General features: G+C 70.0%; 21 protein-coding genes. 15 read left to right on the plus strand and 6 right to left on the minus strand.

The window, feature by feature from the left end:
- Positions 1–20 precede the first annotated feature (20 nt).
- Entirely contained in the window at positions 21–1,928 is a 1,908-nt protein-coding gene (locus ASC87_RS10090; protein ID WP_157603950.1) for a hybrid sensor histidine kinase/response regulator, read from the plus strand.
- Positions 1,929–1,980: 52 nt separating this feature from the next.
- On the opposite strand, the gene ASC87_RS10095 is transcribed toward ASC87_RS10090, so the two are convergent.
- The 4 genes from ASC87_RS10095 to recG form a co-directional block, all read right to left on the minus strand.
- On the minus strand, positions 1,981–2,604 hold the full coding sequence (locus tag ASC87_RS10095) for a DJ-1/PfpI family protein (RefSeq protein ID WP_235582129.1): 624 nt from the start codon (positions 2,602–2,604) through the stop codon (positions 1,981–1,983).
- A gap of 10 nt (positions 2,605–2,614) precedes the next feature.
- Positions 2,615–3,148 (minus strand): Dps family protein, encoded by a 534-nt coding sequence (locus ASC87_RS10100; RefSeq protein ID WP_056660401.1) that lies wholly within the window; start codon positions 3,146–3,148, stop codon positions 2,615–2,617.
- 91 nt (positions 3,149–3,239) lie between these two features.
- Positions 3,240–4,160 (minus strand): LysR substrate-binding domain-containing protein, encoded by a 921-nt coding sequence (locus tag ASC87_RS10105; protein ID WP_056660404.1) that lies wholly within the window; start codon positions 4,158–4,160, stop codon positions 3,240–3,242.
- Between the two features lie 28 nt (positions 4,161–4,188).
- Entirely contained in the window at positions 4,189–6,246 is a 2,058-nt protein-coding gene (recG, locus tag ASC87_RS10110; protein WP_056660408.1) for an ATP-dependent DNA helicase RecG, read from the minus strand.
- A 76-nt stretch (positions 6,247–6,322) separates the two neighbouring features.
- On the opposite strand from recG, the gene ASC87_RS10115 reads away from it, so the two are divergent.
- The 4 genes from ASC87_RS10115 to ASC87_RS10130 are packed head-to-tail and all read left to right on the plus strand — an operon-like array spanning position 6,323 to position 11,464.
- Positions 6,323–6,820, plus strand: a complete 498-nt coding sequence (locus tag ASC87_RS10115; protein WP_056660411.1) for a hypothetical protein — start codon at positions 6,323–6,325, stop codon at positions 6,818–6,820.
- A gap of 16 nt (positions 6,821–6,836) precedes the next feature.
- A complete protein-coding gene (queA, locus tag ASC87_RS10120) occupies positions 6,837–7,904 on the plus strand; it encodes a tRNA preQ1(34) S-adenosylmethionine ribosyltransferase-isomerase QueA (protein ID WP_056660414.1) in 1,068 nt (355 codons plus the stop codon).
- Positions 7,901–9,097: a sorbosone dehydrogenase family protein gene (locus ASC87_RS10125; protein WP_056660419.1), complete on the plus strand. Its 1,197-nt coding sequence runs from the start codon at positions 7,901–7,903 to the stop codon at positions 9,095–9,097. Before queA ends, ASC87_RS10125 begins: the two co-directional genes overlap by 4 nt.
- A 51-nt stretch (positions 9,098–9,148) precedes the next feature.
- Positions 9,149–11,464 carry an ATP-binding protein gene (locus ASC87_RS10130; RefSeq protein ID WP_056660423.1) on the plus strand — a complete coding sequence of 772 codons (2,316 nt, stop codon included), beginning with the start codon at positions 9,149–9,151 and terminating at the stop codon, positions 11,462–11,464.
- On the opposite strand, the gene ASC87_RS10135 is transcribed toward ASC87_RS10130, so the two are convergent.
- Positions 11,461–12,108 (minus strand): response regulator transcription factor, encoded by a 648-nt coding sequence (locus tag ASC87_RS10135; protein ID WP_056660426.1) that lies wholly within the window; start codon positions 12,106–12,108, stop codon positions 11,461–11,463. The genes ASC87_RS10130 and ASC87_RS10135 overlap by 4 nt on opposite strands.
- Before the next feature lie 200 nt (positions 12,109–12,308).
- On the opposite strand from ASC87_RS10135, the gene ASC87_RS10140 reads away from it, so the two are divergent.
- From ASC87_RS10140 to ASC87_RS10160, 5 genes are all read left to right on the plus strand, one after another.
- Positions 12,309–14,726, plus strand: coding sequence for a hypothetical protein (locus ASC87_RS10140; protein ID WP_056660429.1), 2,418 nt, complete (start codon positions 12,309–12,311; stop codon positions 14,724–14,726).
- 69 nt (positions 14,727–14,795) lie between these two features.
- Entirely contained in the window at positions 14,796–15,869 is a 1,074-nt protein-coding gene (locus ASC87_RS10145; RefSeq protein WP_157603951.1) for a hypothetical protein, read from the plus strand.
- Between the two features lie 28 nt (positions 15,870–15,897).
- A complete protein-coding gene (gene tgt / locus ASC87_RS10150; protein ID WP_056660435.1) occupies positions 15,898–17,028 on the plus strand; it encodes a tRNA guanosine(34) transglycosylase Tgt in 1,131 nt (376 codons plus the stop codon).
- Positions 17,029–17,030: 2 nt separating this feature from the next.
- The gene (locus ASC87_RS10155; RefSeq protein WP_056660438.1) at positions 17,031–17,723 is read left to right on the plus strand and encodes a YafY family protein; all 693 of its coding nucleotides are present in this window, start codon (positions 17,031–17,033) and stop codon (positions 17,721–17,723) included.
- A 118-nt stretch (positions 17,724–17,841) separates the two neighbouring features.
- Positions 17,842–18,213, plus strand: a complete 372-nt coding sequence (locus ASC87_RS10160; RefSeq protein WP_056661209.1) for a VOC family protein — start codon at positions 17,842–17,844, stop codon at positions 18,211–18,213.
- A gap of 38 nt (positions 18,214–18,251) precedes the next feature.
- Here the strand turns inward: ASC87_RS10160 and ASC87_RS10165 are convergent, their stop codons facing one another.
- Positions 18,252–18,461 carry a hypothetical protein gene (locus tag ASC87_RS10165; protein WP_056660441.1) on the minus strand — a complete coding sequence of 70 codons (210 nt, stop codon included), beginning with the start codon at positions 18,459–18,461 and terminating at the stop codon, positions 18,252–18,254.
- 402 nt (positions 18,462–18,863) lie between these two features.
- Between ASC87_RS10165 and ASC87_RS10170 the strand changes: the two genes are divergently transcribed.
- The 5 genes from ASC87_RS10170 to ASC87_RS10190 all read left to right on the plus strand — a co-directional run bounded on the left by ASC87_RS10170 (position 18,864) and on the right by ASC87_RS10190 (position 26,722).
- Positions 18,864–19,274: a GreA/GreB family elongation factor gene (locus ASC87_RS10170; protein ID WP_056660444.1), complete on the plus strand. Its 411-nt coding sequence runs from the start codon at positions 18,864–18,866 to the stop codon at positions 19,272–19,274.
- Positions 19,275–19,447: 173 nt separating this feature from the next.
- Positions 19,448–23,452 (plus strand): XopZ family type III secretion system effector, encoded by a 4,005-nt coding sequence (xopZ, locus tag ASC87_RS10175; RefSeq protein WP_056660447.1) that lies wholly within the window; start codon positions 19,448–19,450, stop codon positions 23,450–23,452.
- A 65-nt stretch (positions 23,453–23,517) separates the two neighbouring features.
- Entirely contained in the window at positions 23,518–25,116 is a 1,599-nt protein-coding gene (locus ASC87_RS10180) for a GMC family oxidoreductase (protein ID WP_056660450.1), read from the plus strand.
- A 6-nt stretch (positions 25,117–25,122) separates the two neighbouring features.
- Positions 25,123–25,965, plus strand: coding sequence for an arginase family protein (locus ASC87_RS10185; protein WP_056660453.1), 843 nt, complete (start codon positions 25,123–25,125; stop codon positions 25,963–25,965).
- Between the two features lie 25 nt (positions 25,966–25,990).
- Positions 25,991–26,722, plus strand: coding sequence for a glutathione S-transferase (locus ASC87_RS10190; protein WP_056660455.1), 732 nt, complete (start codon positions 25,991–25,993; stop codon positions 26,720–26,722).
- Positions 26,723–26,824: the final 102 nt, after the last annotated feature.

Here is a 26,824-nt window from a genome sequence, read left to right on the forward strand (position 1 = left end):
CGGCCCGCCGGTGCGATGACGTGTTGCCGTTCGAGCCACCCATCGACTGGCCGGGATTGCCCTGCGGCCTGTTGTCCTTCGACGATGCGGGGCGCCTGCTCTCCATCAACGCGCGCCTGCGCGGCTGGCTGCAACTGCCCGAGGGGGCCGAACCCGGCCCGTTGCTGAACGACCTGCTCGCACCGGCGTCGCAGCCGCTTTGCCCCGAGGCGGTGTTGGCGGTGTTGCGCGGCAGCGGCCATGTCGATGACGTGCTGCTGGCGTTCCAGGCCCAGGATGGGCATGAGTGGCCCGGCCAGGTGAGCGCCGCGCGGCATGAGGGTGCCGAGGGCGCCATCAACGTCGCGGTGGTGGTGCGGGTGGCTGACTGGCGTCAGACCGGCCAGGCGGTGGTGGGGGCCCAGCCCACCGCGGAACAGCTGCCCGGCCTCGTGTACCAGTACATGATGCGGCCCGATGGCACCACTTGTTTTCCGTATGCCAGCGAGGCGATGCACGAACTGTTCGGGGTCACCCCCGAAGAGGCTCGCCAGTCGGCGAAAGCGCTGGCGTCGCGGGTGCACCGCGACGACTTGCCTGCGGTGATCGAGAGCATCCACGAATCGGCCAGCACGCTCGGGCGATGGGACGGCGCGTTCCGCGTGGTCGTCAATGGGGACGTGCGCTGGGTCGAAGGACGGTCCACGCCGCAGGCGCTGCCCGATGGATCGGTGCTGTGGAACGGGTACCTGTCGGACGTCACCGCCCGGAAGGCCCTCGAACAGTCGCGCCACGGGGCAGCCGTGGCCGAAGAAGCCGGCCGGGCCAAGAGCGAGTTGCTCGCCCGGGTCAGCCACGAACTGCGCACACCCCTCAACGCCGTGTTGGGCTTTTCGCAGTTGCTGTCGGCCGACCAGGGCCTGGGGCTGCGCCCCAACCAGCAACGCCAGCTCGACCACATCGAAAGTGCCGGACGCAGCCTGCTGGCACTGATCAACGAGGTGCTCGACCTCACCCACATCGAAAGCGGCCGCATGGAGGTGCGGCTCGAAGCGCTGGACCTGCGCCCGGTGGTGGAAGAAAGCCTCGCGATGGTGGAACTGCTGGCCGAGCGCTCGCATGTGGCGCTGCGCATCCAGGTGGACCCTGGGCTGCGCGTGCTGGCGGATCGCCGCAAGCTCGTGCAGTGCCTTGTCAACCTCCTGACGAACGCGATCAAGTACAACCGGGAAGGCGGCCAGGTCGCGGTCGTGGGTTCCAGCTCGCGGGGCGTGCACGAGGTGCGCATCGACGTGCGCGACACCGGATCCGGTTTTACCGCGTCGCAGATGGCCCACCTGTTCGAACCCTTCAACCGGCTCGGTGCGGAACACGGCCACACCGAGGGCAGCGGCCTGGGCCTCGTGATCGTGCGGGGGCTGGCTGAACGGCAGGGCGGGCGCCTGACGGTCGACAGCGAGCCGGGCCAGGGCACCTGTTTCAGCCTGCACCTGCCGGGGCCGGATGACCGGCCACCGGAGGTGCCCGTGCACACCGGCTCCGGGGCCGTCGACGTGTCACAGCCACCCGGCCAGGCCGGTGCGCCGCGGCGGGTGCTCTACGTGGAAGACAACACCGTCAACGTGATGCTGATGAAGGCCATCTTCGACCTGCGCCCGGCCCTGCGGCTCGACACGGCGGACACCGGCGCCGAGGGGCTGGCCCAGGCGCTGGCCGATCCGCCCGCGCTGCTGCTGCTGGACCTGGGCCTGCCCGACGTGGACGGTGTGACCCTGCTGGCGCGGCTGCGCGACCACGAGGTGCTGCAGGGCATCCCCGCGGTGGCGGTGTCGGCCGACGCGCTGAGCCCCGACATCGAGCGGGCGCTGTCGGCCGGGTTCGCTGCCTACTGGACCAAGCCGCTCGACCTGCGGCGCACGTTGGCGGCGCTGGACGCGCTGATGGCCTGAGAGGCTGAGAGTCTTTCGAGCGGGCACGCTCGAAAGACTCTCAGCCTCTGATTCAGCGATCGGGCACGAACGGCCGCACCACCGACAGCAGGCGATCCGTCCAGTCCTGCCGCAGGCCCACCGGGGCGGCCTGGTTCAGCGCCTGTGTGGCCTGGTCGAGACCGGCCGCGCGCCACATCAGCCAGGTGGCGAGGTAGTGGGCCGCCAGCGGCCCGCCTGCCGTGGCCACGGGCCCGCGGGCGTGGAACGGGGTGTCGTCGGCCACGCGCACGCCGGCCTGGATCATCCACGGCTTGCTCGCCGTGTCGGTGGCGGCCGGCACGTCGGCCAGCAGGCCCAGCCGCGCGAGCAGCAGCGTGCCCGAACACTGGCCACCGATCAGCTGGCGCAGCGGGTCGAGCGCGAGCCGGTCGATGACGGCCGAGTTCTCGGCGATGGCGCGTGTGTAGAGGCCGCCCGCGAACACCACGGCCGCAGCCTCGTTGGCGAACTCGAGCGGTTGGGGGGTGTCCACCGTGACACCGTTCATCGACGTGACGCGGGCCGTCGGCGCCACCAGCTCGGCTTTCCAGCCGGCGGCGCTCAGCCGGTTCAGCAGGCCGAACGTGACGAACGTGTCGAGTTCACTGAACCCGTCGAACACCACGATGGCCACCCGCAGCGGGGTCGGTGGCACGGTGCGGCCCTCACTCTTCCAGCAGGCTGCGCAACATCCACGCGGACTGCTCGTGGATGGCGATGCGCTGCGTGAGCAGGTCGGCCGTGGGCTCGTCGCTCGCCTTGTCGGCCAGCGGGAAGATGCTGCGGGCAGTGCGGGCCACGGCTTCGTGGCCACTCACCAGCACCCGCACCATCTCGAGCGCCTTCGGGGGAATGGCCGGGGCGTCGGGGACCGAGGCGAGCGCGCCGAACTGCGCGTAGGAGCCCGGGGCGGTGTGGCCGAGCGCGCGGATGCGTTCGGCGATGGGGTCCACGGCGTTCCACAGCTCGGTGTACTGCGTCATGAACATCGTGTGCAGCGTGTTGAACATGGGCCCCGTGACGTTCCAGTGGAAGTTGTGCGTGGTCAGGTACAGCGTGTAGGTGTCGGCCAGCAGCTTGCTGAGGGCGCCGGCGATGTTGCTGCGGTCCTTGTCGCTGATGCCGATGTGGATGGCGACGGTGCCGGCGGCAGGGGCCAGCTTGGCGGCTTCTTGGACGGTCTTGGTTTTTTTGGCCATGGGGACTCCGGAACGATGGGAAACAGTCTAACGAGGGAAACCATGCTTGATAAGGCCGAAGGGGTGAGCCCGCGCCCTGCCCTTCGAGGGGTCAGGACAGGCGCGCCACGCCTTCCAGCTCGCAGGCGTAGATGGCGTTGCGCAGCGCCGCGATGGCCTCGTAGCGGGTGAACGTGCGCCGCCACGCGAGCACCACGCGCCGCGTGGGCACCGGCGCGCTGAACGCGACGTAGCGCACGTGCGGCTGGGTGTCCTTCGGCACGCTCAGCTGCGGCACCACCGTCACCCCCATGCCGGAAGCCACCATGTACTTGATGGTTTCGAGCGACGAGCCTTCGAAGCTCTTGCGGATGCCTTCAGCGTCGCTCGAGAAGCGGGCGTACTCGGGGCACACCTCGAGCACGTGGTCGCGGAAGCAGTGCCCGGTGCCGAGCAGCAGCATCGTTTCCTGCTTCAGTTCCTCGGCGCTGACGTGCTTGCGCTTGGCCAGCGCGTGGGTCTTCGGCACCGCCACCATGAACGGCTCGTCGTACAGCGGGGCCACGGCGAGGCCCGTGTCGGGGAACGGTTCGGCCATGATGGCGCAGTCGAGGTCGCCGGTGCGCAGCATGTCGAGCAGCTTCGCGGTGAAGTTCTCCTGCAGCATCAGCGGCATCTGCGGCACGCGGTCGATGGCGTGCTTGACCAGGTCGGGCAGCAGGTACGGGCCGATCGTGTAGATGACACCGAGGCGCAACGGGCCCGACACCGGGTCCTTGCCGCGCTTGGCCGTTTCCTTGATGCCGGCGGCCCCTTCGATGACGGTCTGCGCCTGGCGCACGATCTCTTCGCCGAGCGGCGTCACGGTGATCTCGTTCGCGCCCCGCTCGAACAGCTTCACCTCGAGCTCGTCCTCGAGCTTCTTGATGGCCACGCTCAACGTGGGCTGGGACACGAAACAGGCCTCGGCGGCCCGTCCGAAATGCCGCTCGCGGGCCACGGCGACGATGTAGCGCAGTTCGGTGAGTGTCATGGGCAAAGGATAGCCTAAACCTAACAGTTCAGGCTTTCAAATAGTCCGACTTGGCGCCGAGCCACCGGGCCACGTGTTGTTCGGCCGCCTCGGCGTGGCGGTCCAGCATGACCTCGGCTGCGGCCCGCGCCACCCGGACCAGGTCTTCGTCGAGTTCCATGTCGGCGAACCGCAGCAGCGGCGCACCCGACTGCCGGGCGCCCATGAATTCACCCGGACCGCGGATCTCCAGGTCACGCCGGGCGATCTCGAAGCCGTCCTGGGTGTCGACCATGGCGCGCAGCCGTGACTTGCCGGTGTCCGACAGTGGCGGCGTGTACAGCAGCACGCACACGCTGGCCACCGATCCCCGCCCCACCCGCCCGCGCAGCTGGTGCAGCTGGCTCAGGCCGAACCGCTCGGCGTGTTCGATGACCATCAGCGACGCGTTGGGCACGTCCACGCCCACCTCGATCACGGTGGTGCTGACGAGCAGCTGCATGCGCCCGGCGGTGAACTCGGCCATGACCGCGGCCTTCTCGGCCGCCGGCATGCGCCCGTGCAGCAGGCCCACCACCTGCTGCGGCAGCGCGGCCACCAGCTGCTGGTGTGTTTCGGTGGCGTTTTTCAGGTCCAGTGTCTCGGACTCCTCGATCAGTGGACACACCCAATACACCTGCCGCCCGCCCGCCGCCTCTTGCGCGATGGTATGGATGACCCCGTCGCGCTTGGCGTCGCTGAACACCTTCGTGACGATGGGCGTGCGGCCGGGCGGCAGTTCGTCGATGGTGCTGACGTCGAGGTCGGCGAAGAGGGTCATCGCGAGCGTGCGCGGGATGGGCGTGGCCGACATCATCAGCAGGTGGGGTTCGAGGCCGGCCACCGGGTCCACCAGCTTCTCGCGCAACGCGAGCCGCTGGGCCACGCCGAAGCGGTGCTGCTCGTCGATGATGGCCAGGCCCAGGCGCTTGAACGTGACGTCGGCCTGGATCACTGCGTGGGTGCCCACCACCAGCGCCGCGTCGCCGGACGCCACCGCCTCCAGCATCTCGCGGCGGGCCTTGCCCTTGCGGCTGCCGGTGAGCCACGCGATGCGGATGCCCAGCGGCTCGAGCCAGCCGATCAGCTTGCGGAAGTGCTGCTCGGCCAGGATCTCGGTGGGCGCCATCAGCGCACACTGCCAACCGTCGTTCATCACCACCGCGGCGGCGAGTGCGGCCACCACGGTCTTGCCGGACCCCACGTCACCCTGCAGCAGCCGGTGCATGGGCACCTCGCGCTGCAGGTCGCGGGCGATCTCCTCCACCACCCGCCGCTGCGCCTCGGTGAGCGTGAACGGCAACGCGCCCAGCAGCCGCTCCTGCAGCCCGCCCGCCACCACCTTGAACTTCGGGGCGCGCTGGTGTTCGCGCTCGCGCTTGGCCTGCAACTGCGAGAGCTGCTGCGCCAGCAGTTCCTCGAACTTGAGCCGCTGCCACGCCGGGTGGGTGTGGTCTTCCAGGTCCATCAGGCTCACGTCGGGCGTGGGCTCGTGCAGGAACCGCAGCGATGCGCGCAGCCCCCACATGCCGGCGGGCACGAGCGGGGCGGGCACGATCTCGGACAGATCGGCCCGCTTGAGCCCGCCGGCCACCGCCTTGCGCAGGTAAGCCTGCGGCAGCGACGCGGTGGTGGGGTACACCGGAGTCAGCGCGCTGGCCAGCGGGGTGTCTTCGCCCACCCCCCGGAACGTGGGGTGCACCATCTCGATGCCGAAAAAGCCGCCCCGGGCTTCGCCACGCACCCGCACCCGCTGGCCGGCAGCCAGAGTTTTCTGGTGGTTGGGGTAGAAGTTGATGAACCGCATCACGAGCGTGCCGGTGCCGTCGTCGAGCCGGGCCACCAGCTGGCGCCGGGGGCGGAACTGCACCTCGCAGTGGGTCACCACGCCCTCTACCTGGGCCGTGTCGCCGTCGCGCAGCGCGGCCACCGGCGTGAGCCGGGTCTCGTCTTCGTAGCGCAGCGGCAGGTGCAGCGCGAGGTCGATGTCGCGGCGCAGGTCGAGCTTGTCCATCGCCTTCTGCGGGGCGGATTTTTCCTTCTTGGGCGGTGCGGGGGCCTCGGACATGGCGCGATTCTGCCCGTGACGGCGCTGATAGCATGGCGGCGCTCTCCGCGTTTCCACCTTCCACAGGATCCTTGTCATGACCCAGACCCTCCTTCCCCGCGTGGTGCCCGCCCTTGTCCTGGCCGCCGCCGCGCTGGTGGCCGGTTGCGCCCAGACCCCGCCCGACTCGACGACGACCACCGTCGACAACTTCTCGAAGATCAAGGCCGCCGGCATCCGCCCGGTGGCCGTGGGCGATTTCCAGTCCGTCAACGACAAGCGCCCCACCGAGGCCCGTTTCCTGAAGGACACGCTCACCACCGAGCTGCAAGGGGCCGGCATGTTCGACAGCAACGCCGGCGCGTCCATCCAGGGCACGCTGGTCGATGCCGACATGGGCAAGACGAGCGGCAGCGTGGCCGCCCGGTTCATCGTCACCGTGGCCGGCGGCCGGGTCGTGTACGACCGCGAACTGCGCACGTCCAGCACGTGGGGTGCCAACGCCAACGTGACCCGTGAGCAGGGCAACGTCTACAGCAAGCTCGTGGGCCTCCTGTTCATCGACCCGGGCTTCCGCAACGCGGTGCCCCGCTGACCGGTCCTCCGTTCCAATGTCCCGTTCCTACACGCTCGGCGATTTCGATTTCGACCTGCCGCCCGAGCTGATCGCCCAGCACCCCGCGGCCGAACGCAGTGGCTCGCGCCTGCTCGACGGCACCACCGAGCCGCCGGCAGACCGCATCTTCCGCGACCTCCCCGGCCTCCTGAGGGCCGGTGACCTGCTCGTGTTCAACGACACGCGGGTCATCAAGGCGCGCCTGCTGGGGGCCAAGGCCAGTGGCGGGTCGGTCGAGGCGCTGGTGGAGCGGGTGCTGCCCGGCCATGAGGTGCTGATGCACCTGCGTGCCAGCAAGTCGCCGAAGGCCGGTGGCCGTGTGCGCTTTGTCAGCGGCGATGGTGCGAGCCACTTCGACGCCGACGTGCTGGGCCGGGCGGGACCGGAAGATTCCTTGTTCCACCTGCGGTTTCCCGGCGAACCGTTCGCCCTGCTGGAACGGCACGGCCACGTGCCGCTGCCGCCGTACATCACCCACGCCGACAGCGCGGAGGACGAACGCCGCTACCAGACCGTGTTCGCCGCCCGGCCGGGGGCGGCCGCCGCGCCAACGGCCGCGTTGCACTTCGACGAGGCCCTGCTGGCTGCGCTCGACGCCCGCGGCGTGAAACGGGCGGCCGTCACGCTGCACGTGGGTGCCGGCACCTTCCAGCCGGTTCGCACCGACAACCTGGCCGAACACCGCATGCACAGCGAGTGGTTCGACGTGCCGCAGGCCACCGTGGACGCCATCGCGGCCACGAAGGCGGCCGGCGGCCGGGTGGTGTCCGTGGGCACCACCACGTTGCGCGCGCTCGAATCGGCGGCCGCGTCCGGCACGCTGGAGGCCGGCAGCCGCGACACGTCCATCTTCATCACGCCGGGGTTCCGCTTCCACGTGGTGGACGTGCTGGTGACCAACTTCCACCTGCCCAAGAGCACGCTGCTGATGCTCGTGAGTGCGCTGGCCGGACACTCGCGGGTGATGGCGTTGTACCGCCACGCCATCGACCACCGCTACCGCTTTTTCAGCTACGGCGACGCGATGCTGCTCGAACGCCACGACAACGAGGAGTCCCGATGAAATGGCTCGTGGCGGGGGCCCTGGCCCTCGGGACGGTGACGGCGGCCAGCGCGGCGCCCTACACGCCGAAGGGCACGTGCGGGGCGTTCCCGAAGGTCGACGTCGCGGTGCCCGCCGGGTACTGCATGGCGCTCGTGGCCGACAACACCCGTGGGCTGCGGTTTCCGCGGCGCATCGTCGAACTGGCGCCCAACCGGTTCTGGATCATCGACATGGGCAACTGGGAGCCCAGGCAGGGCCGCCTGCTCGAGATGACGCTCAACGAGGGTGCGGCCGACCCCGCCGAGCGGGTGCGCATCAACACCCTCGCCAGCAAGCTCGATCGGCCCCTCGCGCTCGTGATCGGGCCCGATGGCAAGGCTTACATCGGCGAGGCCGGCCGCATCTGGCGCACCGCCACCACGGGCCCGGTGGTGCAGGAGGTGGTGGTCGATGGCCTGCCGTCCGACGGTGCCCACCCGCTGAAGGAAATCGCCTTCGGCCCGAACGGGCGGCTGTTCATCAACGTGGGGTCGGCCAGTGATGCCTGCCGCGACGACGGCGGCCGCCAGCCCGCGCCGTGCCCCGAGGTGGAAGGCGCCAAGCCGCGCGCGGCCGTCTACGAGGCGGTGCTGGGCGACGGCAGCCCGGCGCTCAAGTCGCTGCGGCCCTACGCCACCGGCCTGCGCAACTCGGTGGCGCTCGCGTGGGTGGGCGGCACGCTGCTGCAGGGCGAGAACTCCATCGACTACCCGGAGGCCACCCAGCCCCCCGAGGAACTCAACGTGTTGCGCGACGGCAGCCGCCACGGCTGGCCGTACTGCGTGGGCGACCGGGTGCCGGCCCGGGGTTATGAGAAGGCGAACCTGTGCCGCAACACCGAGGCGCCGCTGCAGGGCTGGCCGGCCCATGCGGCGCCGCTGCAACTGCTGGCGGTGCCCGTGGGCAACCCGAGCCCGTGGGCCGGCCAGGTGCTGGTGGCCTGGCACGGCCATCGGCCCACCGGGCAGCGGGTGATGGCGATGAAGGTCGACGCCAAGGGGGTGCCTGCGGGTCCGCCGGTGGAGGTAGTGGGCGGTTGGGCAGCCTCACCCGACGTGCGCCCGAAGGGGGCACCCACCGGCCTCACGGTGGACCGCAGCGGGCGCCTGTGGATCGTCGAGGACCGGAACAAGACGGTGATGCTGGTGCAGCGCGAGCCGAAGCAGCCCTGATCGGCCATTTGGGCGAATACCCGCGCGCCGGCTTCACGGGGACAATCGCGCATGCCATTCCGCCGCCTCCGATGGGCCTGCCTGCTGCTGTGGTGTGCGCTGGCATTCGGCGCGCACGCGGCGGAGGTGTTTACACCCGTCGTGTTGCAGGAGGCGTGGTTCCAGGGCGTCGGCGACACGCACGAGACCGCGGTGCAACTGCCCGACACCTGGGGCGCCCGCAAGCGTCCCACCACGGGCAGTGCACGCTACCGGCTGGTGTTCGACCTGCCGTCCGTGCCGGCCGGCGGCCTGGCGGCCCGGTTCACCCGCATCAGCTCGACGCGGCAGGTCACGCTCAACGGCCACCTCATCGGCAACGAGAGTTTTGCCGGCAACGAACACGGCATGGCCGACCTGCTGGCGCTGTCGGCCCCGATGCTGCGGGTGGGCCGCAACGAACTGGTGCTGGACATGCGGTACCGCAACCGGGGTGGCCTGTCCGACGGGTCCATCGCGTTGCCCGCGGTCCAGCGCGAGGCGCACGAACATGCCCTGGTGCTCGACCGCGAACTCCCGCGCGCCCTCAACATGGGCATGACGGCGCTGTCGCTGTTCCTGCTGCTGGTGTGGGCCCGCCGCCGCTCGGAAACCACCATCGGCATGTTCGGGCTGCTCGCGTTCCTCGGGTCGCTGCGCAACTACGCGTACTTCGCCGAGTTTTCGCTGCTGCCACCCCCGGTCACCGACTGGCTGTTCTTCTCGGTGCAGGTGTGGACCATCGCCCTGTTCGCCGGTTTCGCGCGCAGCCTGCAGGTGCCCCGGTCCCAGCGGCCGTGGGTGGACACCTTGTTGCTGGTGGCAGGCCTCGGTGTGCCGCTGGCGGCGGTGGCCGCCGGGCCCCTCGGGTGGATGCCGTGGATTCGCATCGTCGTCTACCCGCTGCTGGTGGTGGGCGGGTTCGTGTCGTCGTGGCTGCTGTGGCAGGTGGCCCGCGTGCGGCGCGATGCGATCCACGTGGTGCTCGCCATCGCCTTTTCCTGCGTCATCCTGGCCGGGTTGCACGACCATGTGTTCCAGCAGGGCTTGCTGCCGGTGACCCATTCGTTCTGGGTGCCCCTCGTGATGCCGTTTGCGTTCGGTGTCTACAGTGTGATGACGATGAGCCGGCTGGTCACGGCGGTGGGTGAGGCCGAGCGGCTCAACGTCGAACTCGAGCAGCGGGTGACGCAGCGCACGCGCGCATTGCAGAACGCCAACGCCACCAAGTCGCGTTTCCTCGCGTCGGCCAGCCACGACCTGCGCCAGCCGGTGGCCGCCATCGGGCTGATGGTGAGCCTGCTGCGCGAGCAGATCTCGGCGCGGCCGTTGCAGGCCATGATCGACCGCGTGGACGAGGCCGTGGCGTCCATGGAAACGATGTTGCGCGGCCTGCTCGACCTGTCGCGGCTCGAGTCCGGCACGGTGCGGGCGCGGCCGGCGCGGGTGGCGCTGCAGCCCCTCTTCGACGCCATCGCGCTGCACGAGGCCGAGACCGCGGGCCGCAAGGGCATCCGCCTGGTGTTCCGCGCCACGCCGCTCGCGGCCCAGACCGACCCCGTGCTGCTCGACCAGGTGCTGCGCAACCTCGTCAGCAACGCGGTGCGTTACACCGAACGGGGTGGCGTGCTGGTCACCGCGCGGGCGCGGGGGGCCGGCGACGTGCTGGTCCAGGTGTGGGACACCGGCATCGGCATCGCCCCGGAGGACCAGTCCGCCGTGTTCGAGGAATTCGTGCAGGTGGGCAACGCCGCGCGCCAGCGCACCCGGGGCCTGGGCCTCGGGCTGTCGATCGTGCGGCGCAGCGCCGCCGTGATGGGGCACCCGCTCGGCCTGCGGTCGGTGCCGGGCCGTGGCTCGTGTTTCAGCCTCCGCCTGCCCCGCGGTGCCGCAGAGCGGCGGGCCGCGGTGCGCGCCGTGCCACACGACCCGGCCACCCGGCCCCTCGACGGCCTGCGTGTGCTGCTGGTGGAAGACGACGATGCCGTGCGCGAGGGGCTCGCCGCACGCCTCGCGGCCTGGGGCGCCGTCGTTCAGGCGTTCGACGGGGTGCCCGCGCTGCGTGCCGCGTTGCCCCCCGTGGGCGCGCCGCAGCGGGGTGATTTCACCGACCTCGTCATCACCGACCAGCGCCTGCCGGGGGGCAGCGGCCTCGTGGTCATCGAACTGGTGCGCCAGCGTTGCGGGGCCACACGGGCCATGGTGGTGACCGGGGACACGTCCCCCGGCGACCTCACGCTGCTGGAGGCGTCGGGTGTGCCGGTGCTGCACAAGCCGTTCCGCACCGAGGCGCTGCTGGCCGCGGTGTTGCAGGCGACGCAGTCGTCGCCGCTGGGCGAGATCGCTTAGGCGCCCAGCCGCAATCCCAGCCGCGCGGCAGCCACCACCGCCTGCGTGCGCGACGTGACGTCGAGCTTGCGGAAGATGGCCGCGAGGTGGGTCTTCACCGTGGATTCGGACAGGTCGAGTTCGCGGCAGATCAGCTTGTTCGGTTTGCCGGCCACCAGCAATCGCAGCACGTCGGCTTGGCGAGGTGACAGCCCGGTGGGGTCGGTGTCGCCGGGTTCGGGCGTGACGGGCTCTGCCGCCGGCCGGGCATGGCCCAGCACCGTGGGGGGCAGGTAGACCCCGCCGGCCAGCACCACGCGCAGCGCCGCCTGCATGACACCCGACCGCGCGGTCTTGGGCACGAAGCCCGCCGCCCCGGCGTCGATGGCGGCCAGCACGGTTTCCGGGGATTCGTCGGCCGACAGCACCACCACCGTGATTTCGGGCGCCTGTTCGCGCAGCCGCCGCAGGCCGTGCAGGCCCGTGCTGTCGGGCAGTGCCAGGTCGAGCAGCACGAGGCCCACGTCTCCTGCCGATGCGATGGCCGCGAGCGCCTCGGCCAGGTCACCGGCCTGCAGCAGCTCCACCTGCGGGAACCCGTGCGAGATCAGCATCGCCAGGCCTTCCCGGAACAAGGTGTGATCGTCGACGAGAAGCGTTTTCATGCGGGGCAAGGTCGCGGAGACGGCCGATTATGGATGCAGCCGTCGGCCGAATGGCCGATGCCGGCGGGGGATGCGTTCATCCGTCACACCGATCCCGGCCACGTGTCCGCGCTGACACAGTCGTGGCAGGCGGATTTCGGTCGGAGTCCGCGTCAGCCAAGGGGCGCCGGGGAGGCGCCTGGATTCACGGAGAACACACGATGCAACTGAAGAACCTCTGGGCGGCCCTCGCGGTCGCGGGCCTGAGCGCCGCTTGTGGCGGCGGTGGTGGTGGCGGTGACAGCGTCCCGGCCGACAATGGCACGAGCGTCTCGCTCGCCGGCGTGGCGGCCAAGGGTGTGCTGCAGTTCGCGGTGGTGTCGGTGCACCCGGTCAAGGCCGACGGCTCGGCCGACCTGGCCACCGTGCTCGCCACCATCCCGACCAACGACAAGGGCGAGTACACGCTGCCGTCATTCAACGCCACGCGGGGCACGCCATACGTGGTGCGCGTGACCAGCACCACGGACACCCGCGAACTCGACGAAGTCACCGGTGTTCCCGTGGCCCTGCCGGCCGACTTCGCGCTCCGCGCGCTGGTCGTCGCCCCGTCCACGGGCTCCGCGCCTCTCACGGCCTACGTGAGCCCGTTCAGCGAACTGGCCGCCGCCGCCGCCACGAAGGCCACCGGTGGCATCACTGCCGCCAATGCCACGCAGGCGCTGTCGAACGTGCGCCAGCTGCTCGGTTTCGACCCGACGACGGTCAAGCCCACGACCATCCAGGACGCCTCGGGCCCCGAGCAGCAGACGTTCGCCGTGATGCTCACCGCGGTGTCCAAGCTGGCCAACGACAGTGGCCTCGGCTGCACGACCGGCGACCTCGGCGTCCGCACGCAGTGCGTGGTGCAGGCGCTCGCCTCGGCCACCACGATCGAGTCGACCAAGCCGGGCACCGTGGGTGGTGTCGACGTGGCCGCCACCCTCGTGCAGACCGCCCAGGCCGTGGTTGCCGACCCGGTGCTGACCGCGGGCACCACCGTGGACGCTGGCACCATCAACACCGTCGCCACGAACCTGCAAGGTGACGGCACGCCGGCCACGCCCGGCAACCTGACGGCCATCAACGCCGCCACGGCCTTGTTCACCGGCCTGCGCAGCGACTTCCAATCGCTGTTCAGCCAGGGCGGCGCCACGTCGATCGCCACCGGCGCGGCGAACCAGGAAGCCTTCAAGTTCCGCGAGGCGATGGACGGTGTGCAAGCGCCTGCCGAGCTGCTCGTCAAGGACGTCGGGGCCATCCTGACGGGCCTCGACATGTACAACGACTACCTCGCAGGCCGCGGCCCGAACGGGCGCAACCGCGGCAGTGCCGACGAGATCGCGAACGGCCAAAGCCTGGGCAGCGGCAGCATGCCGGCCGTGTCGTGCCAGCTGTACACCACGGCAGTCAACGACGTGCTCGCGACCACGCCGGAAGAAGCCAGGTTCATCGGCTGCTCGGCCCAGTACTACGTGACGCGCGTGGCGATCAACGGCGGCATTGAGACCACCCGCTGGCGCCACGGCTTTTCGATCGAGCCGGGCGCGAACGGCTCGTTCACGTACAGCACCCGTCCGCGCCGCACGGTGCAGACCTGCACGACCACCTGCACGCAGACCGCCAACGTGGCGCTGCTGACCTCGGTGACCGGCGCCGGTTCCACCACGCTGACCAACGGCCGCATCACGGCATTCTCGATGCAGGGTGACCTCGCCGGTGCGTTCAAGTCCGGCACGAACGAGCTGGCCAACCAGAAGACCACGGTCGACCTGACGGGCACCCGTACCATCGACGCACAGAACATGTCGTCATCGACGTTCTCCGGCACCGCCAAGTCGTACGACGCGAACGCCGTGCTGCTGGGCACGCTGAAGGTCAACTCGGGTTCGACGTCGGAGATCCCGGTGTCGTGGGATGCCAACGACAACCTCGTGGCCCGCAACGCCCCCACCGCGGTCGACCCCGCGGGCGGTGACCTCGCGACCGGTTCGCTCGACATTCTGTGGACCACGCCGTCGGCCGAGTTCGCCGGGTCGTTTGCGCTGACCGATTCGAGCTGGGACAAGTCCCTGACGTCGCACATCCCCACGAAGGTCACGCTGAGCGGTTCGCTGCGCAACATCACCGACACCGGTGCGACCGAGTTCCTGACTGGCACGCTGACGGCCGCCGTCACCGGCTACGCCAACTACACGGCCAACGCCGTCAATGCAGACACGGCCGCGAACTTCTTCACCACGTCGGTGAGCTTCGCCGGTTCGGTGACGGCCCCCACCCGGCCGAAGCTCGAACTGACGGTCAACACCGCCCAGGGCAGCCACGAGGACGGCCCGGCGTCGGTGACGATGCAGTACCGGTCGCTGGTGGCCGGCACGCCGAAGCTCGTGATCGGCATCGTCGCCACGCGCCAGGCCGACGGTTCGTACACGACGAAGCTCACCGAAGCGGCGTCGAACCTGTCGATGACCTGGGCGAAGGGCGCGACCGAAGCCGACCTGCTGCTCAACGGCACGGAAGTGGTGGCCAAGCTCAGTTCGCAGACGAAGGTGCTGACCTTCACGGACGGGACCTTCATCTCGCTCGACATCGGCCTGTGACCCAGGCTTGATCCCCGGGCGGCCCGGCAGCGATGCCGGGCCGCCCGTTCGCGTTTTTCGAGGTGTTCCGTGATCCATCGTTGTCTGCCCCTCGGGCTTCTTCTTGTGCCGATGCTGGCGCTGGCCGGCGGGTGGGCGGTCGACGTGACGTCGTCCCGCCATGCCGATGCGTTGCCGCTCAACCGCCTCGATGCGGACGACGTGGCCGCCGAGTTCCGCCCCCGTGGCGGCCGCAACGTGGCCTATGCACGCGACGAGCTGCGGGTGTCACGCACCGGCGGGCGCCACACCTGGTCCCTGCTCGCGCGCCAGAACGCCACGCTCGTGGGCACCCACGACGCGTTCGACCTGGCCCGCACCGTCGAGTCCGAGGGCACGCCCGAGGCGAGCCACCAGTGGAACGTGCACGCGAAGTACCTGGGTTTTGCCGGCGCGGGTGCTGCGTGGCGCGGGACATTCGACGTGGCCGGCGGATGGTCGGCCCACGCCGGCCTGCAGGGCCTCGTGCTGAGCCAGTGGCGGGAGTACCAGCTCGACGGCCCGGCCGCGTACGACGCGGCGCTGCAACGCTGGCAGTTCGACCTGCGCTACCGCCGCACCGACAGCCGGCTCGAGTACCCGTTCCAGCAGGCGTACGACGGCCGCGGCCAGGCACTGCTGACGGAGGGCGGCCTGCGCTGGTCTGGCGCGGACGCCGCGGTGGCGGTGTCGTGGCGCGACGCGGGCTGGTTGCGCTGGCGCGGCCTGCCGCAGCAGGACGCGGTGCTCAGCACCGACACCCAGGCGGTCGACGCCGACGGCTTCGTGATCTACAAGCCGCTCGTGCAGGGCCGTTTCTCCCAGGCCACGCGCCGCCGCACCGTGACCGGCATCGTCAACGTGGTGGCCAGCTGGGCTTCGAGCCCGGCCACGCTGTGGAGCGCCGGGGCCGACCGGGTGCCCGGTTTCGGGTTCCTGCCCCAGGTGAAGGTGCAGCACCGCCTCGGCGCCGCCACGTGGACCGCCCGGTACGACCTGCACGAACGCCGCGTGGGTGTGGGCTGGGGCTGGCACGGCTGGCAGCTGGCGTACGGCGTGGACCGGTTGGACGGCGACGCCCGTTCCCGTGAATTCCGCCTGGGCTACAGCTGGCCGGGCGACTGAAGCGCTCCGGCGCTGCGACAATCGCCGGATGCTCCAGTTCGAATTGCTCCATACCGACGGCCACGCGCGCCGCGGCCGCCTCACCCTCAACCACGGCGTGGTCGAGACCCCCGTGTTCATGCCCGTCGGCACCTACGGCACCGTCAAGGGCGTGCTGCCGTCGTCGCTCGAGGCCATGGGTGCACAGATCATCCTCGGCAACACCTTCCACCTGTGGCTGCGCCCGGGCATCGACGTCCTGAACCAGTTCGGCGGGTTGCACCGCTTCGAATCCTGGAACAAGCCCATCCTGACCGACAGCGGCGGCTTCCAGGTGTGGAGCCTCGGCGACATGCGCAAGATCAGCGAGGAAGGGGTGCGTTTCGCCTCCCCCGTCAACGGCGACAAGCTGTTCCTGACCCCCGAGATCAGCATGCAGATCCAGCGGGCCCTCAACAGCGACATCGTCATGCAGTTCGACGAATGCACGCCGTACGAGACCAAGGGCCACCTGACCACCGAACGCGAAGCCCGCGTGTCGATGGAACTCAGCCTGCGCTGGGCCAAGCGCTGCCTCGACGAATTCAACCGCAACGAAAACCCGAACGCGCTGTTCGGCATCGTGCAGGGCGGCATGTTCGAGCACCTGCGCGAGGAATCGCTCAACACGCTGGTGGACCTCGACCTGCCGGGTTACGCCATCGGCGGCGTCAGCGTGGGCGAACCCAAGCCCGAGATGCAGCGCATCATGGCGCACACGCCCCACCGGCTGCCCGCCCACAAGCCCCGCTACCTCATGGGCGTGGGCACACCGGAAGACCTGGTGGAAGGCGTGGCCGCCGGTGTCGACATGTTCGACTGCGTGATGCCCACCCGCAACGCGCGCAACGCCCACCTGTTCACCCGGTTCGGCGACGTGCGGCTGCGCAACAGCCGCTACCGCACCGACGAGCGCCCGGTGGACGAGACCTGCACGTGCCACACGTGCCAGAACTTCAGCCGGGCCTACCTGCACCACCTGGAGCGGTGTGGCGAAATGCTCGGCCCCATGCTCGGCAGCATCCACAACCTGCACTACTACGTGAACCTGATGCGCGAAGTGCGCGAGGCGCTGGAGGCCGGCACGTTCCCGGCGTTTGTCGCGCAGTTCAAGGCCGACCGCGCACGGGGCACCACTTAGCCGTGTCACGCGCCGAGCGCCTGCTCGACCTGATGCAGTGCCTGCGCCGGTACCGCCATCCGGTGGGGGGCGCCACGCTGGCCGCCGAGCTGGGCATCAGCCTGCGCACGTTGTACCGCGACATCGCGAGCCTGCAGGCCCAAGGGGCACACATCGACGGCGAGCCTGGCGTGGGCTACCTGCTGCGGCCCGATTTCACGCTGCCGCCGCTGATGTTTTCCACCACCGAGCTGGAGGCGCTGACCCTGGGCGCCCGCTGGGTGGCCAAACGCACCGACCCTGAACTGGCCCGCGGTGCGCGCGACCTGCTCGCGAAGATCGCCGCAGTGCTGCCGGCCGAGCTGCGCCACGAACTCGACGCCACCTCGCTGCTGATCGGGCCGGGTGACGCCGACGGCTCGGGTCTTGAACATCTTCCCGCCTGGCGCCGCGCCATGCGCGAGGAACAGAAGGCCGTGCTCCGCTACCGCGATGCGCAGGGCGACGTCAGCGAGCGCGTGGTGTGGCCGTTTGCCCTCGGGTTCTTCGACCGCGTGCGGGTGGCCGTGGCCTGGTGCGAGCTGCGGCAGGCGTCCCGGCATTTCCGGCTCGACCGCATCCAGTCGTTCGAACCCAGCGGCGAGCGATACCCCCGCCGGCGTCTCGCGCTGCTGAAAGACTGGGCGGCCCACGAGGGGGTCGCGCGCCAGGACTGACACTCACTGCTGACAGTTCTGGGTGGGGTGGGTGCCTAGCATCGGTTTTCTCGAACGGTACCGGATCCCGAGGGGCGGGCCGGCCGGCATCGAGCTGACTTCCGAAAGCGACCCCACCATGATCGACCCGAACTTCATCCTGCTGTACGTCGACAGCCCTGCCCGCAGCGCCGGGTTCTACACCCAGCTGCTCGGCCGCCCGCCGGTGGAGGAGTCCCCCACCTTCGCGATGTTCGCGCTGGCCTCCGGCACCATGCTGGGCCTGTGGTCGCGCCACACCGTCGAACCCGCGGCCACGGCCGGCGGTGGCGGGTCCGAGGTGGCCTTCGCCGTGGACAGCGACGACACCGTGCGCCGCATGTTCGACGAGTGGTCCACCCGCGGCCTGCCGGTGCTGCAGGCGCCGGTGGCGATGGACTTCGGCTACACCTTCGTGGCCACCGATCCCGACGGCCACCGCTTGCGCGTGTTCGCGCCGGCAGGCCACTGATCGGCCGCCCTGTCACCTCCTTCCCCGGGAGGGAGGTGTCAGCCGGCGAGCGCCAGGCGCACCAGTTCGGCCTGTCGCCGCGCACCCGTCTTGTCATTCAGGCTCATCATCCCTTCCAGGTCGTGGTGGCGCACGAAGTCGCCGAAGAAGTGCGTGGCGCGCAGGTCCTCGACGGGCAGCAAGCGCTGGCCCAGTTCGGCCGCGCTGGCGGTGTCGAAGCGGCCGGCCCCCCCATGCGTTGGATCCACGGGTCCTCGTGCACCCATCGTTCCGCGTAGTCACCGAGGCAGTCCCGCGTGTTGCCCGCGGTGGTCGCCGGTGATCGATGGGTGCACGCCGATTTCCCCGGGGCGAGCTGGTTTTTCAGTCACTCTAGTCCAGCATGTTGGCCCCCTTCCTCATTCATCTGGATGAGAACCCCTGCAAATGAGGGGCCGCCGGCGCGGGCTATCATGGGCCGATGCACCACCGCCATCCGTTCCCCGCCCACCGGTCCCGCCGGCCGCGCGCGGTCGCGGCCGGCTGGCACAGGCCGCTGCCCGCCGCACATTCCTGAGCCCGGCGATCCCCCTCCCCCGTTTTCCTTCCACAGCGCATTCCTTCCGATCGCCGGGCCGCACGTCCCGCGCTTCGACTCGACTGGAACGCCCATGGCAACCACCACCCTGGACGAGCGCCTGCTCTCCGAACTCGATCACGTCCGCCTTTCTGCCCTCGTGCGCCGCAACCCGACTGCCGCCGACGGCCCGCTCGAGCGCCTGCTCGACGGGGCGTCCACCGTGCCGCCGTGCGACGTGCCGCCCGACATCGTCACGATGCACTCGCAGGTGCAGGTGGCCGACCCCACCACCGGTGAACGCTCGCTGCTGATCCTCGCCTACCCGACCGAGGCCGATCCGGCTACCGGACGGGTGTCCGTGCTGTCGCCCGTGGGCGTGGCATTGCTCGGCTTGCGGGTGGGTGAAACGGCGTCATGGACCACGCCGGACGGGCGCCACCACGGCGCCCGGGTCGAGGCCATCCCGTACCAGCCCGAGGCGAGCGGCGACCATACGGGTTAGCGTCCCGCTCCGCAGGCTTCGCTGCACCGCACAGGCCTTCGCCATGTGCGGTGTGGCCTGAACGGACCGAGGCGAATACTGGCCGGGTAGCGAGGGTTTTGGCATCCCCAGGAGCTTGGGCTCGGTAGGTACTGCGCGCCTCCGATCTCCGAATCTCCTGCATCCACACCGCCATGACCCTTTTCACCAAGTTGCGTCCAACGACCACCACCTTCGGCTTGCCCGGCATGGGCAACACGACGGCGCACGCCGGCAAGCCCGCCCCGGGCCAGCAAAGCCACCACAAGCTGTCGGCGCTCGACCCCCTGGTCGCCAGGAACGACATGCTCTCCCCGCAAGCCGACCCCGCTGCGCGGGCTCGGGCCTTGATCGAAGGCGCCGGCAACGAACGACAGGCCGATGAGGCGGCCGGAACGCCGTCCATGGCACCACGCCGCGGGCTGTCCGCGCTCAAGAAGACGCTGTTGAAAGGCGCGAAAGGTGCGGCCAAGGTCATCGGCCTCGCTCGCGGCGAGCCGACCCCCCATGCGCAGCTTCTGCGCTATGCCGGCACCCCGCTGAAGCCTGATGCGGCCCACGTCCACCAGATCGTGCCGGGCGACCCGCAAAAGATCATCGCGGCCTTCACTGCCTTGCTGGTGGCCGAGCAGGACGCGTTGGACACCGGCATCGCGGTGAACGAGGCGGCCGCTGCCGTAGAGTTGGTGGCGGGCCACCTGGAGCGGACGGAGGGTGACCTCGCGCTGTCCGCCCGGCGGGCGTACCGATTCCTCGAACTGCCGAGGCAAGTCATCGCCGCGGCCGCGGAACGCGCGTCCACGCACGAATCGATCGAATTCGAGAGTGGCATGCTCGACGCCACGAGTGACCTGCTGAGGCGCCTGCGCGATGAGCTCGCGCGGGAGCAACAAGCGCTCACCCGCCCCGTCGGGAACGGGTCGCATAGCCTGGCTGACTTGCTGGCGGACGAGCAGCGGCAGGAGGAGCGGGAACAGAAGATCGCGAGCCTGACGTCGCAAGTCGCCGTGTTGGAAGAGGTCGAAGCGGATCAGCGCGAGTCGCTGTCGCTGCTGCAGACGAAAGCCCGTGATCTCGAGATCCGGCAGCAGGCGCTGGAGCGGCAGACCGGTCAATCCCGGCACATGGCCCACGTGAACCAGCAACTGAGGGAGCATGGCAAGGCCGCCGAGGCCCTGCGCGCACTGCAAGCGCCGCTGCAGCAAGTCGTCCAGAAGCGGGAAGCCGTGCACGCGCCGGCCAAAGCTGGCGCCGTCCAGGCCATCGCGTCTTATGCCGAGGTCGACGAGACCAGTTGCAAAGAGTTGCTGGAGGCCTGCCCCGGATTCGCAGGCGCCACCGACCTCGAGCCGCTGCGCGAAGCCGTTCGTGCCTGGAGCGTCTCACTGGATGACAGGCTGGCACCTTTCGGGGCCGAAGCCATGCCGAAGAGCCTGGCGATGAACATGGCGTTCGAGGCGCTTGGCATCGTGGCCGCCCGCGACCCGCAGCGGGCAGCCGAACTCGTCCGCACCGTGCAGGGGATGACCCTTGCCGAGTTGGTATCGCCGGCCGGTGTCACCGAGGCATCGTCCGAACTCGGCGTGGCCGCGGAGGATCTCGCCCGGCTTCTCGCCGACGAGCCCTCCGGCCTGCAGATGCTGGAGTTGCTGCTGGCGCCGTCGGACGCCTGCCTGGGGCCGTCCCAGGCCGAGGCCGCACGCGTCTACCTGCTGGCCGACGAAGCGCGGCGCCGCGTCCCGGAGGGCAGCGAGGCGTTGCGCGACTGGATCACCTCGGCGCAACGTGCTGCCGGCCGCGTCACACACGCGGCCGATCCGGTGCAGGCGCTGGCCGATTGCCCGGCCGACGAACGCGGGGCCTACCGTGCATTTCGCAACGGCTATCACACCAATGAACCTGGATCGGACTACGACAAAGCGAATCAGCATCTGAAAAAGCCGGTGGGGTGGCTGAAAGATCGCGCGACCGCAACCTCCTCCTCGGTGTTCGCCCCGGCCAATCCCTTGAACGCGCTGCCCGAAGGCCTGGTCGTCGGTGCGGCGACGGCCTTGCCGACACCGGCGCGACAAGCGGCCAAGGCACTGGAGGAAGCCGCGTCGCACCTCAACGACTATCTGGCCGCGCGACGGCAATTGATGCCGCCCGGCCAGATTCCTTCGCGTGGCGAACTGGCGTGGCAAGCGGTCGCCTACCACGTGCAATGGCACCCCGAGGGCACCGACCTCACCACCATGAAGCTCGATGCCCAGGCCCTGGATGCGATCGAGCAGCGATACGGCGACCTGCTGCTGCATTTCGAGAAGGAGGCCCGGCTCACGGGTGGAGGGCAGGTGGTGGCCAGCGGCGTCCACCCCGAGCTGGATTCGACATGGAAAGCACTGAAAGCGGGAGAACTTTCGGTGCTGGAGGCCATGAACCTGCTGCACGAGCGCTTGCCCACCGCGGCGCCGATGTCCCCTGGCGTCGAGACGGACACACCGTCGATGGCATATTGGCGCGGGCAGCTGCACGACGCCATGACCCGGGCGAATCGACTGCTGCACGATGGCGATCCTGCACGGGTGACCTCGGCACAAGGGCTTCTCGACCTGACACGGGACATGATCGAGAACCTGGAATGGCGGGACAGGTTGAAGCTCATCGGCCAGAAGGTGTGGGGCCTCAATGCCGGGCCGGCCTCCGCCGCGCTGGCGGTGGCAAGCCTGCCCACCGGCATCGGCATCAAGCTCGTCGCCGGCAAGCAGACGAACCACGACCAACTGCTGGAGATCTACATGGGCCGCACCGGCCTGTACCTGCAACTCGGTGAGCAGACCACGCAGCAAGTCCAGGGGGGCGCCGGCGTCAACCTCGGGTATGTGTGGAGCCTGGGCGACGAGGAAAAAGGTGCGCGCGTTGGCGCTGGCGGGACCGTCGACTGGCGGGCAAAGCGCGAGGTCGGCATCGAGAACGGCGTGCAGCTGCGCGTGCTTCGGCTCTCCGGCGGCCAGGAGCCGGCGCTGATGGCGAAGTTCATGGACATGTACGAGCATCTGCTGGACCTTGCGGCGTCCCACGAAGGCGACACAGCGGCCCCGGACGACTGGATGCGCGAGCTGCTGGCCCACCATGACAACCTGAACATCGGGCTGATCGACGGCGCGGTGCGCGAGAGCTCGGGGACCGAGACGAACGCTTCCATCTTCGCGGGCCTGCGCCTCGGCGAGGTGGATGATCGACCACGGCGTGTCAACCTGTCGATGGCGGGGGGCGTCAAGACAAAGAGAGACCAGGCCCGGACGCAGACGGAAGTGGCCGGCTACATGACCACGCTCTACCGGGACTCTACGGCGCAGACCAAGACCGAGGTCAACGTGCGGGCCGGCGCTGGCGTGCAGTTGGCCGGATGGCGTGACAAGACTGTCGACCCCGACAAGGCTCAGCAGAAGGCCAGCATCAGCGCCACCGCAGTCGACCTCGCATTCGCGGCGGAGGTCCGTGCCGAGGGGATCACCCACTTCTGCACGTTGTTCACCCGGGACAAGAAGATCGATACCGTGCGCAGCGACTGCGCGATGGACTTCCTGGACTTCGGCGCCTTCGAGCGCGAAGTGCGCCGGGAGTGGAATGCATGGGTGAACTACGGCACGGCCAAGTTGCCCAAGGACATGAGCGAGGGCATGCGCTACGCCGTTGCCGAAACGCAGTTGGAGGACATGCTGTCGCAAGCGCGCCTGTTCGCCAAGGAGAACAAGTTCGCCACGGTCTACATGGACAAGGCCATGAAACCGAAGGTGGCCCCCCTGCTCGACGGTTTGCGGTCGCTCGCCAACCTCCAGCGCAAGGCTGGCCGTGGAGACGATGCCGAGCGTACCGAACAGAAGTTCGACGACTTCGTCGCCCAGCCAGCGATGTGGGAGCCGACCATCCTGATGGTGCGCGAGAAGCCCAAGAAGCAGGCCGACCGCGGCATCGACTTTTTCATCAAGTACCAGAACAACCGGATCGCGGAGGCGATGCGCACCGTGGGCCAGTGGCCGCTGTACGAACCGGTCCTGCGGGCCGAGCCGGGGCAGCGGCCCGAGCCCGCCCGAAGCTGGAAGCCTGCAGCCGCCGAGCCGCTGCTGGAAGCCGATGGCGCCGAGGGTGACATCGAGGACACGGCCCACGCGAGCTGAGAGCCCAGCTTGACAGGGCCCCTTGCACCTCCGAGCATCGGCGTTCCCTTCATGCCGGAGCCCGCGTGCCGCCGTCCCAGACCTTTGACTTCGTGATCGTGGGCGGTGGTTCGGCGGGCTGTGTGCTCGCCAACCGCCTGAGTGCCGACCCCGCGGTGTCGGTGGCGCTGGTCGAAGCGGGCGGCGACGGCTCCGGCCTGCTGGTGCGGGTGCCGGTGGGCACCGTCGCGATGTTGCCCACGCGGCTGAACAACTGGCAGTTCGAGTCAGTGCCCCAGCCTGGGCTCAACGGGCGGCGCGCCTACCAGCCGCGGGGCAAGGGCCTCGGCGGTTCGTCGGGCATCAACGCGATGATCTACACCCGCGGCCACCCGGTGGACTACGACCATTGGGCCGCCCTCGGCAACGCCGGCTGGGGGTACGCCGACGTGCTGCCGTACTTCCGCCGCGCCGAACACAACGAACGGCTGCACGACGCTTTCCACGGCCAGGGCGGGCCGCTCAACGTGGCCGACCTGCGCACCGGCAGCCCCTGGCACGCCCGCATCCTCGAGGCAGCGCTTCAGGCGGGCTTCCCGCTGACCGCCGATTTCAACGGTGCGCAACCGGAGGGGGTGGGGGTGTACCAGGTCACCCAGAAAGACGGCGAACGCTGCAGCGCCGCGCGGGCCTACCTGCACCCGGTGCTGGCCGAACGTCCCAACCTCGCGGTGTTCACCCAGGCCCATGCGCTGCAGGTGCGGTTCGATGGCAAGCGTGCGGTGGGGCTCGACCTGGCCCACCGCGGCGAGACCCACACGCTGGCCGCACGGCGCGAGGTGATCCTGTCGTGTGGTGCGCTGCAGACCCCGCAGCTGCTGCAGGTGTCGGGCGTGGGTGATGGCGCCACGTTGCAGAAGACCGGCATCCGGCTGCGCCACCACCTGCCCGGCGTGGGCCGCAACCTGCAGGACCACCTCGATTTCACGTTCGGCTACCGCGTGCCCGACACCGCGCTGGTCGGCCTTTCGCCGCCCGGCTGGTGGCCGGCCCTGCAGGCCGCATGGCAGTATCACCGCGAGCGCCGCGGCAAGCTCACCACCAACTTCGCCGAAGTGGGCGCGTTCCTGAAGACCACGCCCGAGGCGCCGGCCCCCGACGTGCAACTGCACCTCGTGGTGGCGCTGGTGGAAAACCACGCGCGGCGCCTGCACCTGCGCCACGGCCTGTCGTGCCATGTGTGTGTGCTGCGCCCGAAGAGCCGCGGCACCGTCACCGCCGAAACCCCCGACATGCGCGATCCGCCGCGCATCGACCCGAACTACCTGGACCACCCCGACGACATCGAACAGATGGTGGCGGGGTACCACCTCACCCGGCGCCTGCTCGACGCCCCGGCCATCGCGTCCCGGCTGGGCCGCGACATGTTCACCGCGGGGGTGGTGTCGGACGCCGAGGTGCGCGAGGTGATCCACGCGCGCGCCGAGACCATCTACCACCCGGCGGGCACGTGCCGCATGGGCACTGACGACCAGGCCGTGGTGGACCCCGCGCTGCGCGTGCGCGGCCTGGCGGGGCTGCGGGTGGTGGATGCGTCGGTGATGCCCACGCTCGTGGGTGGCAACACCAACGCGCCCACCATCATGATTGCCGAGAAGGCCGCCGACCTGATCCTCGCGGGCTGAGAAGGCATGCGCGGTATCCTGCACGCCATGAGCCCCGCCCTCACCGCTTACGTCGGCCGCACCGGCGACCGCAACCCGCGTGCGATGGCCGCGGCCCGCCTGCTCGGCGACACGCTGGCTGGCGTGCTGCACCAACCCTGCACCGTGCTGGGTGAACCGTCGCCGCCGCGCGCCCTCGGCTGGGCCGATGAACTCGCCCAGGCCCGGCCCTCGCTGCTGGCGCTGGCCGCCCACGTGGCCGGCCGCCTCGCCGCAGGGCATGGCCTGGTGAGTGCCACCGGCCGCTGCGCCACGAGCCTCGCCACGCTGCCCGTGGTGGCCCGCCTGCGGCCCGACGCGCAGGTGGTCTGGTTCGACGCCCACGGCGATTGCAACACCCCCGACACCACCACCAGCGGTTACCTGGGCGGCCTCGTGCTCACCGGCGCCGCGGGCTGGTGGGACACCGGCCTCGGCGCCGGTCTCACGCTCGACCGCGTGGTGCTGGTGGGCGCACGCGACCTCGATCCCGCAGAACAGGCCCTGATCGACCGCGGTGTGCTGCGCCACGTGCCGGCCGGCCTGCACGTGGCCGAGCGGCTGCAGGCCACGCTGGGCGACGGCCCGGTGTACGTGCACGTCGACTGCGACGTGCTCGACCCGGGCCTCGTGCCCACCGAGTACCAGGTGCCCGGTGGCCTGTCGTTCGCGGATCTGCACGCCACCTGCGAGGTGCTCGCGCGGCATGAACTCGTGGGGCTGGAGATCGCCGAGGTCGAGGCGACCTGGCCGGGGTCGGACGAACCGGTCCCGGTGTCGCCGCTGCTGCAGGCGCTGGGGCCGTTGCTGCGGGGGCTCGGCGGGCGCTGATTCAACGCAGGCTACAGTGCACCGCATGTCCTATGAACTCCACTACTGGCCCACCATCCCCGGCCGCGGCGAATTCGTGCGGCTCGCGCTGGAAGCCGCGGGTGCCCCGTACACCGACGTGGCGCGCCGCGCCGGCGACGCTGGCGAGGCCTTGGCCACCACGTTGCAGGGCCTGCAGCGCAGCAAGCTGCCCAATCCGCCGTTTGCCGCGCCCTACCTGAGGGACGGTGACTTCGTCGTGGGCCAGACCGCGGCCATCCTGGCCTACCTCGCGCCCACGCTGAAGCTCGTGAGCCGCAGTGAACAGCTGCGTGTGTGGACGCAGCAGATCCAGCTCACCATCGCCGACATGGTCACCGAGGCGCACGACACCCACCACCCGCTGGGCGCCGACCTGTACTACGAAGACCAGAAACCCGAGGCGCTGCGCCGTGCCACGGGGTTCTGCCGCGACCGCATCCCGAAGTTCCTGCAGTGGTTCGAGCACATCGTGCAACACAACACCGCCGGGCCGCGTCACCTGGTGGGCGGCAAGCTGAGTTACGCCGACCTGTCGCTGTTCCAGCTGATCGAGGGGCTCGCCTACGCCTTCCCGCAGGCCACCGCGCGTGCCCTCGCCAAGACGCCGGGCATCGTGGACCTGCGCGACCGCGTGGCCGCGCTGCCGCGGGTGCGCGCGTACCTGCAGAGCGAGCGGCGCATCCCGTTCAACGAGGAAGGCATCTTCCGGCGGTATCCCGAGCTGGACATCCCGTAGGCGTGCGCGAGGCGGGTGGGCTGCACGGAGGGGCCGATTCTTGCTGCAACCCACGGAGGGCCTTATGCTCCTGCCGTTCCCGAGGCCACAGCCCAGAGGTCC

It is taken from the genome of Rhizobacter sp. Root1221 (assembly GCF_001425785.1).
Classification (GTDB): domain Bacteria; phylum Pseudomonadota; class Gammaproteobacteria; order Burkholderiales; family Burkholderiaceae_C; genus Rhizobacter.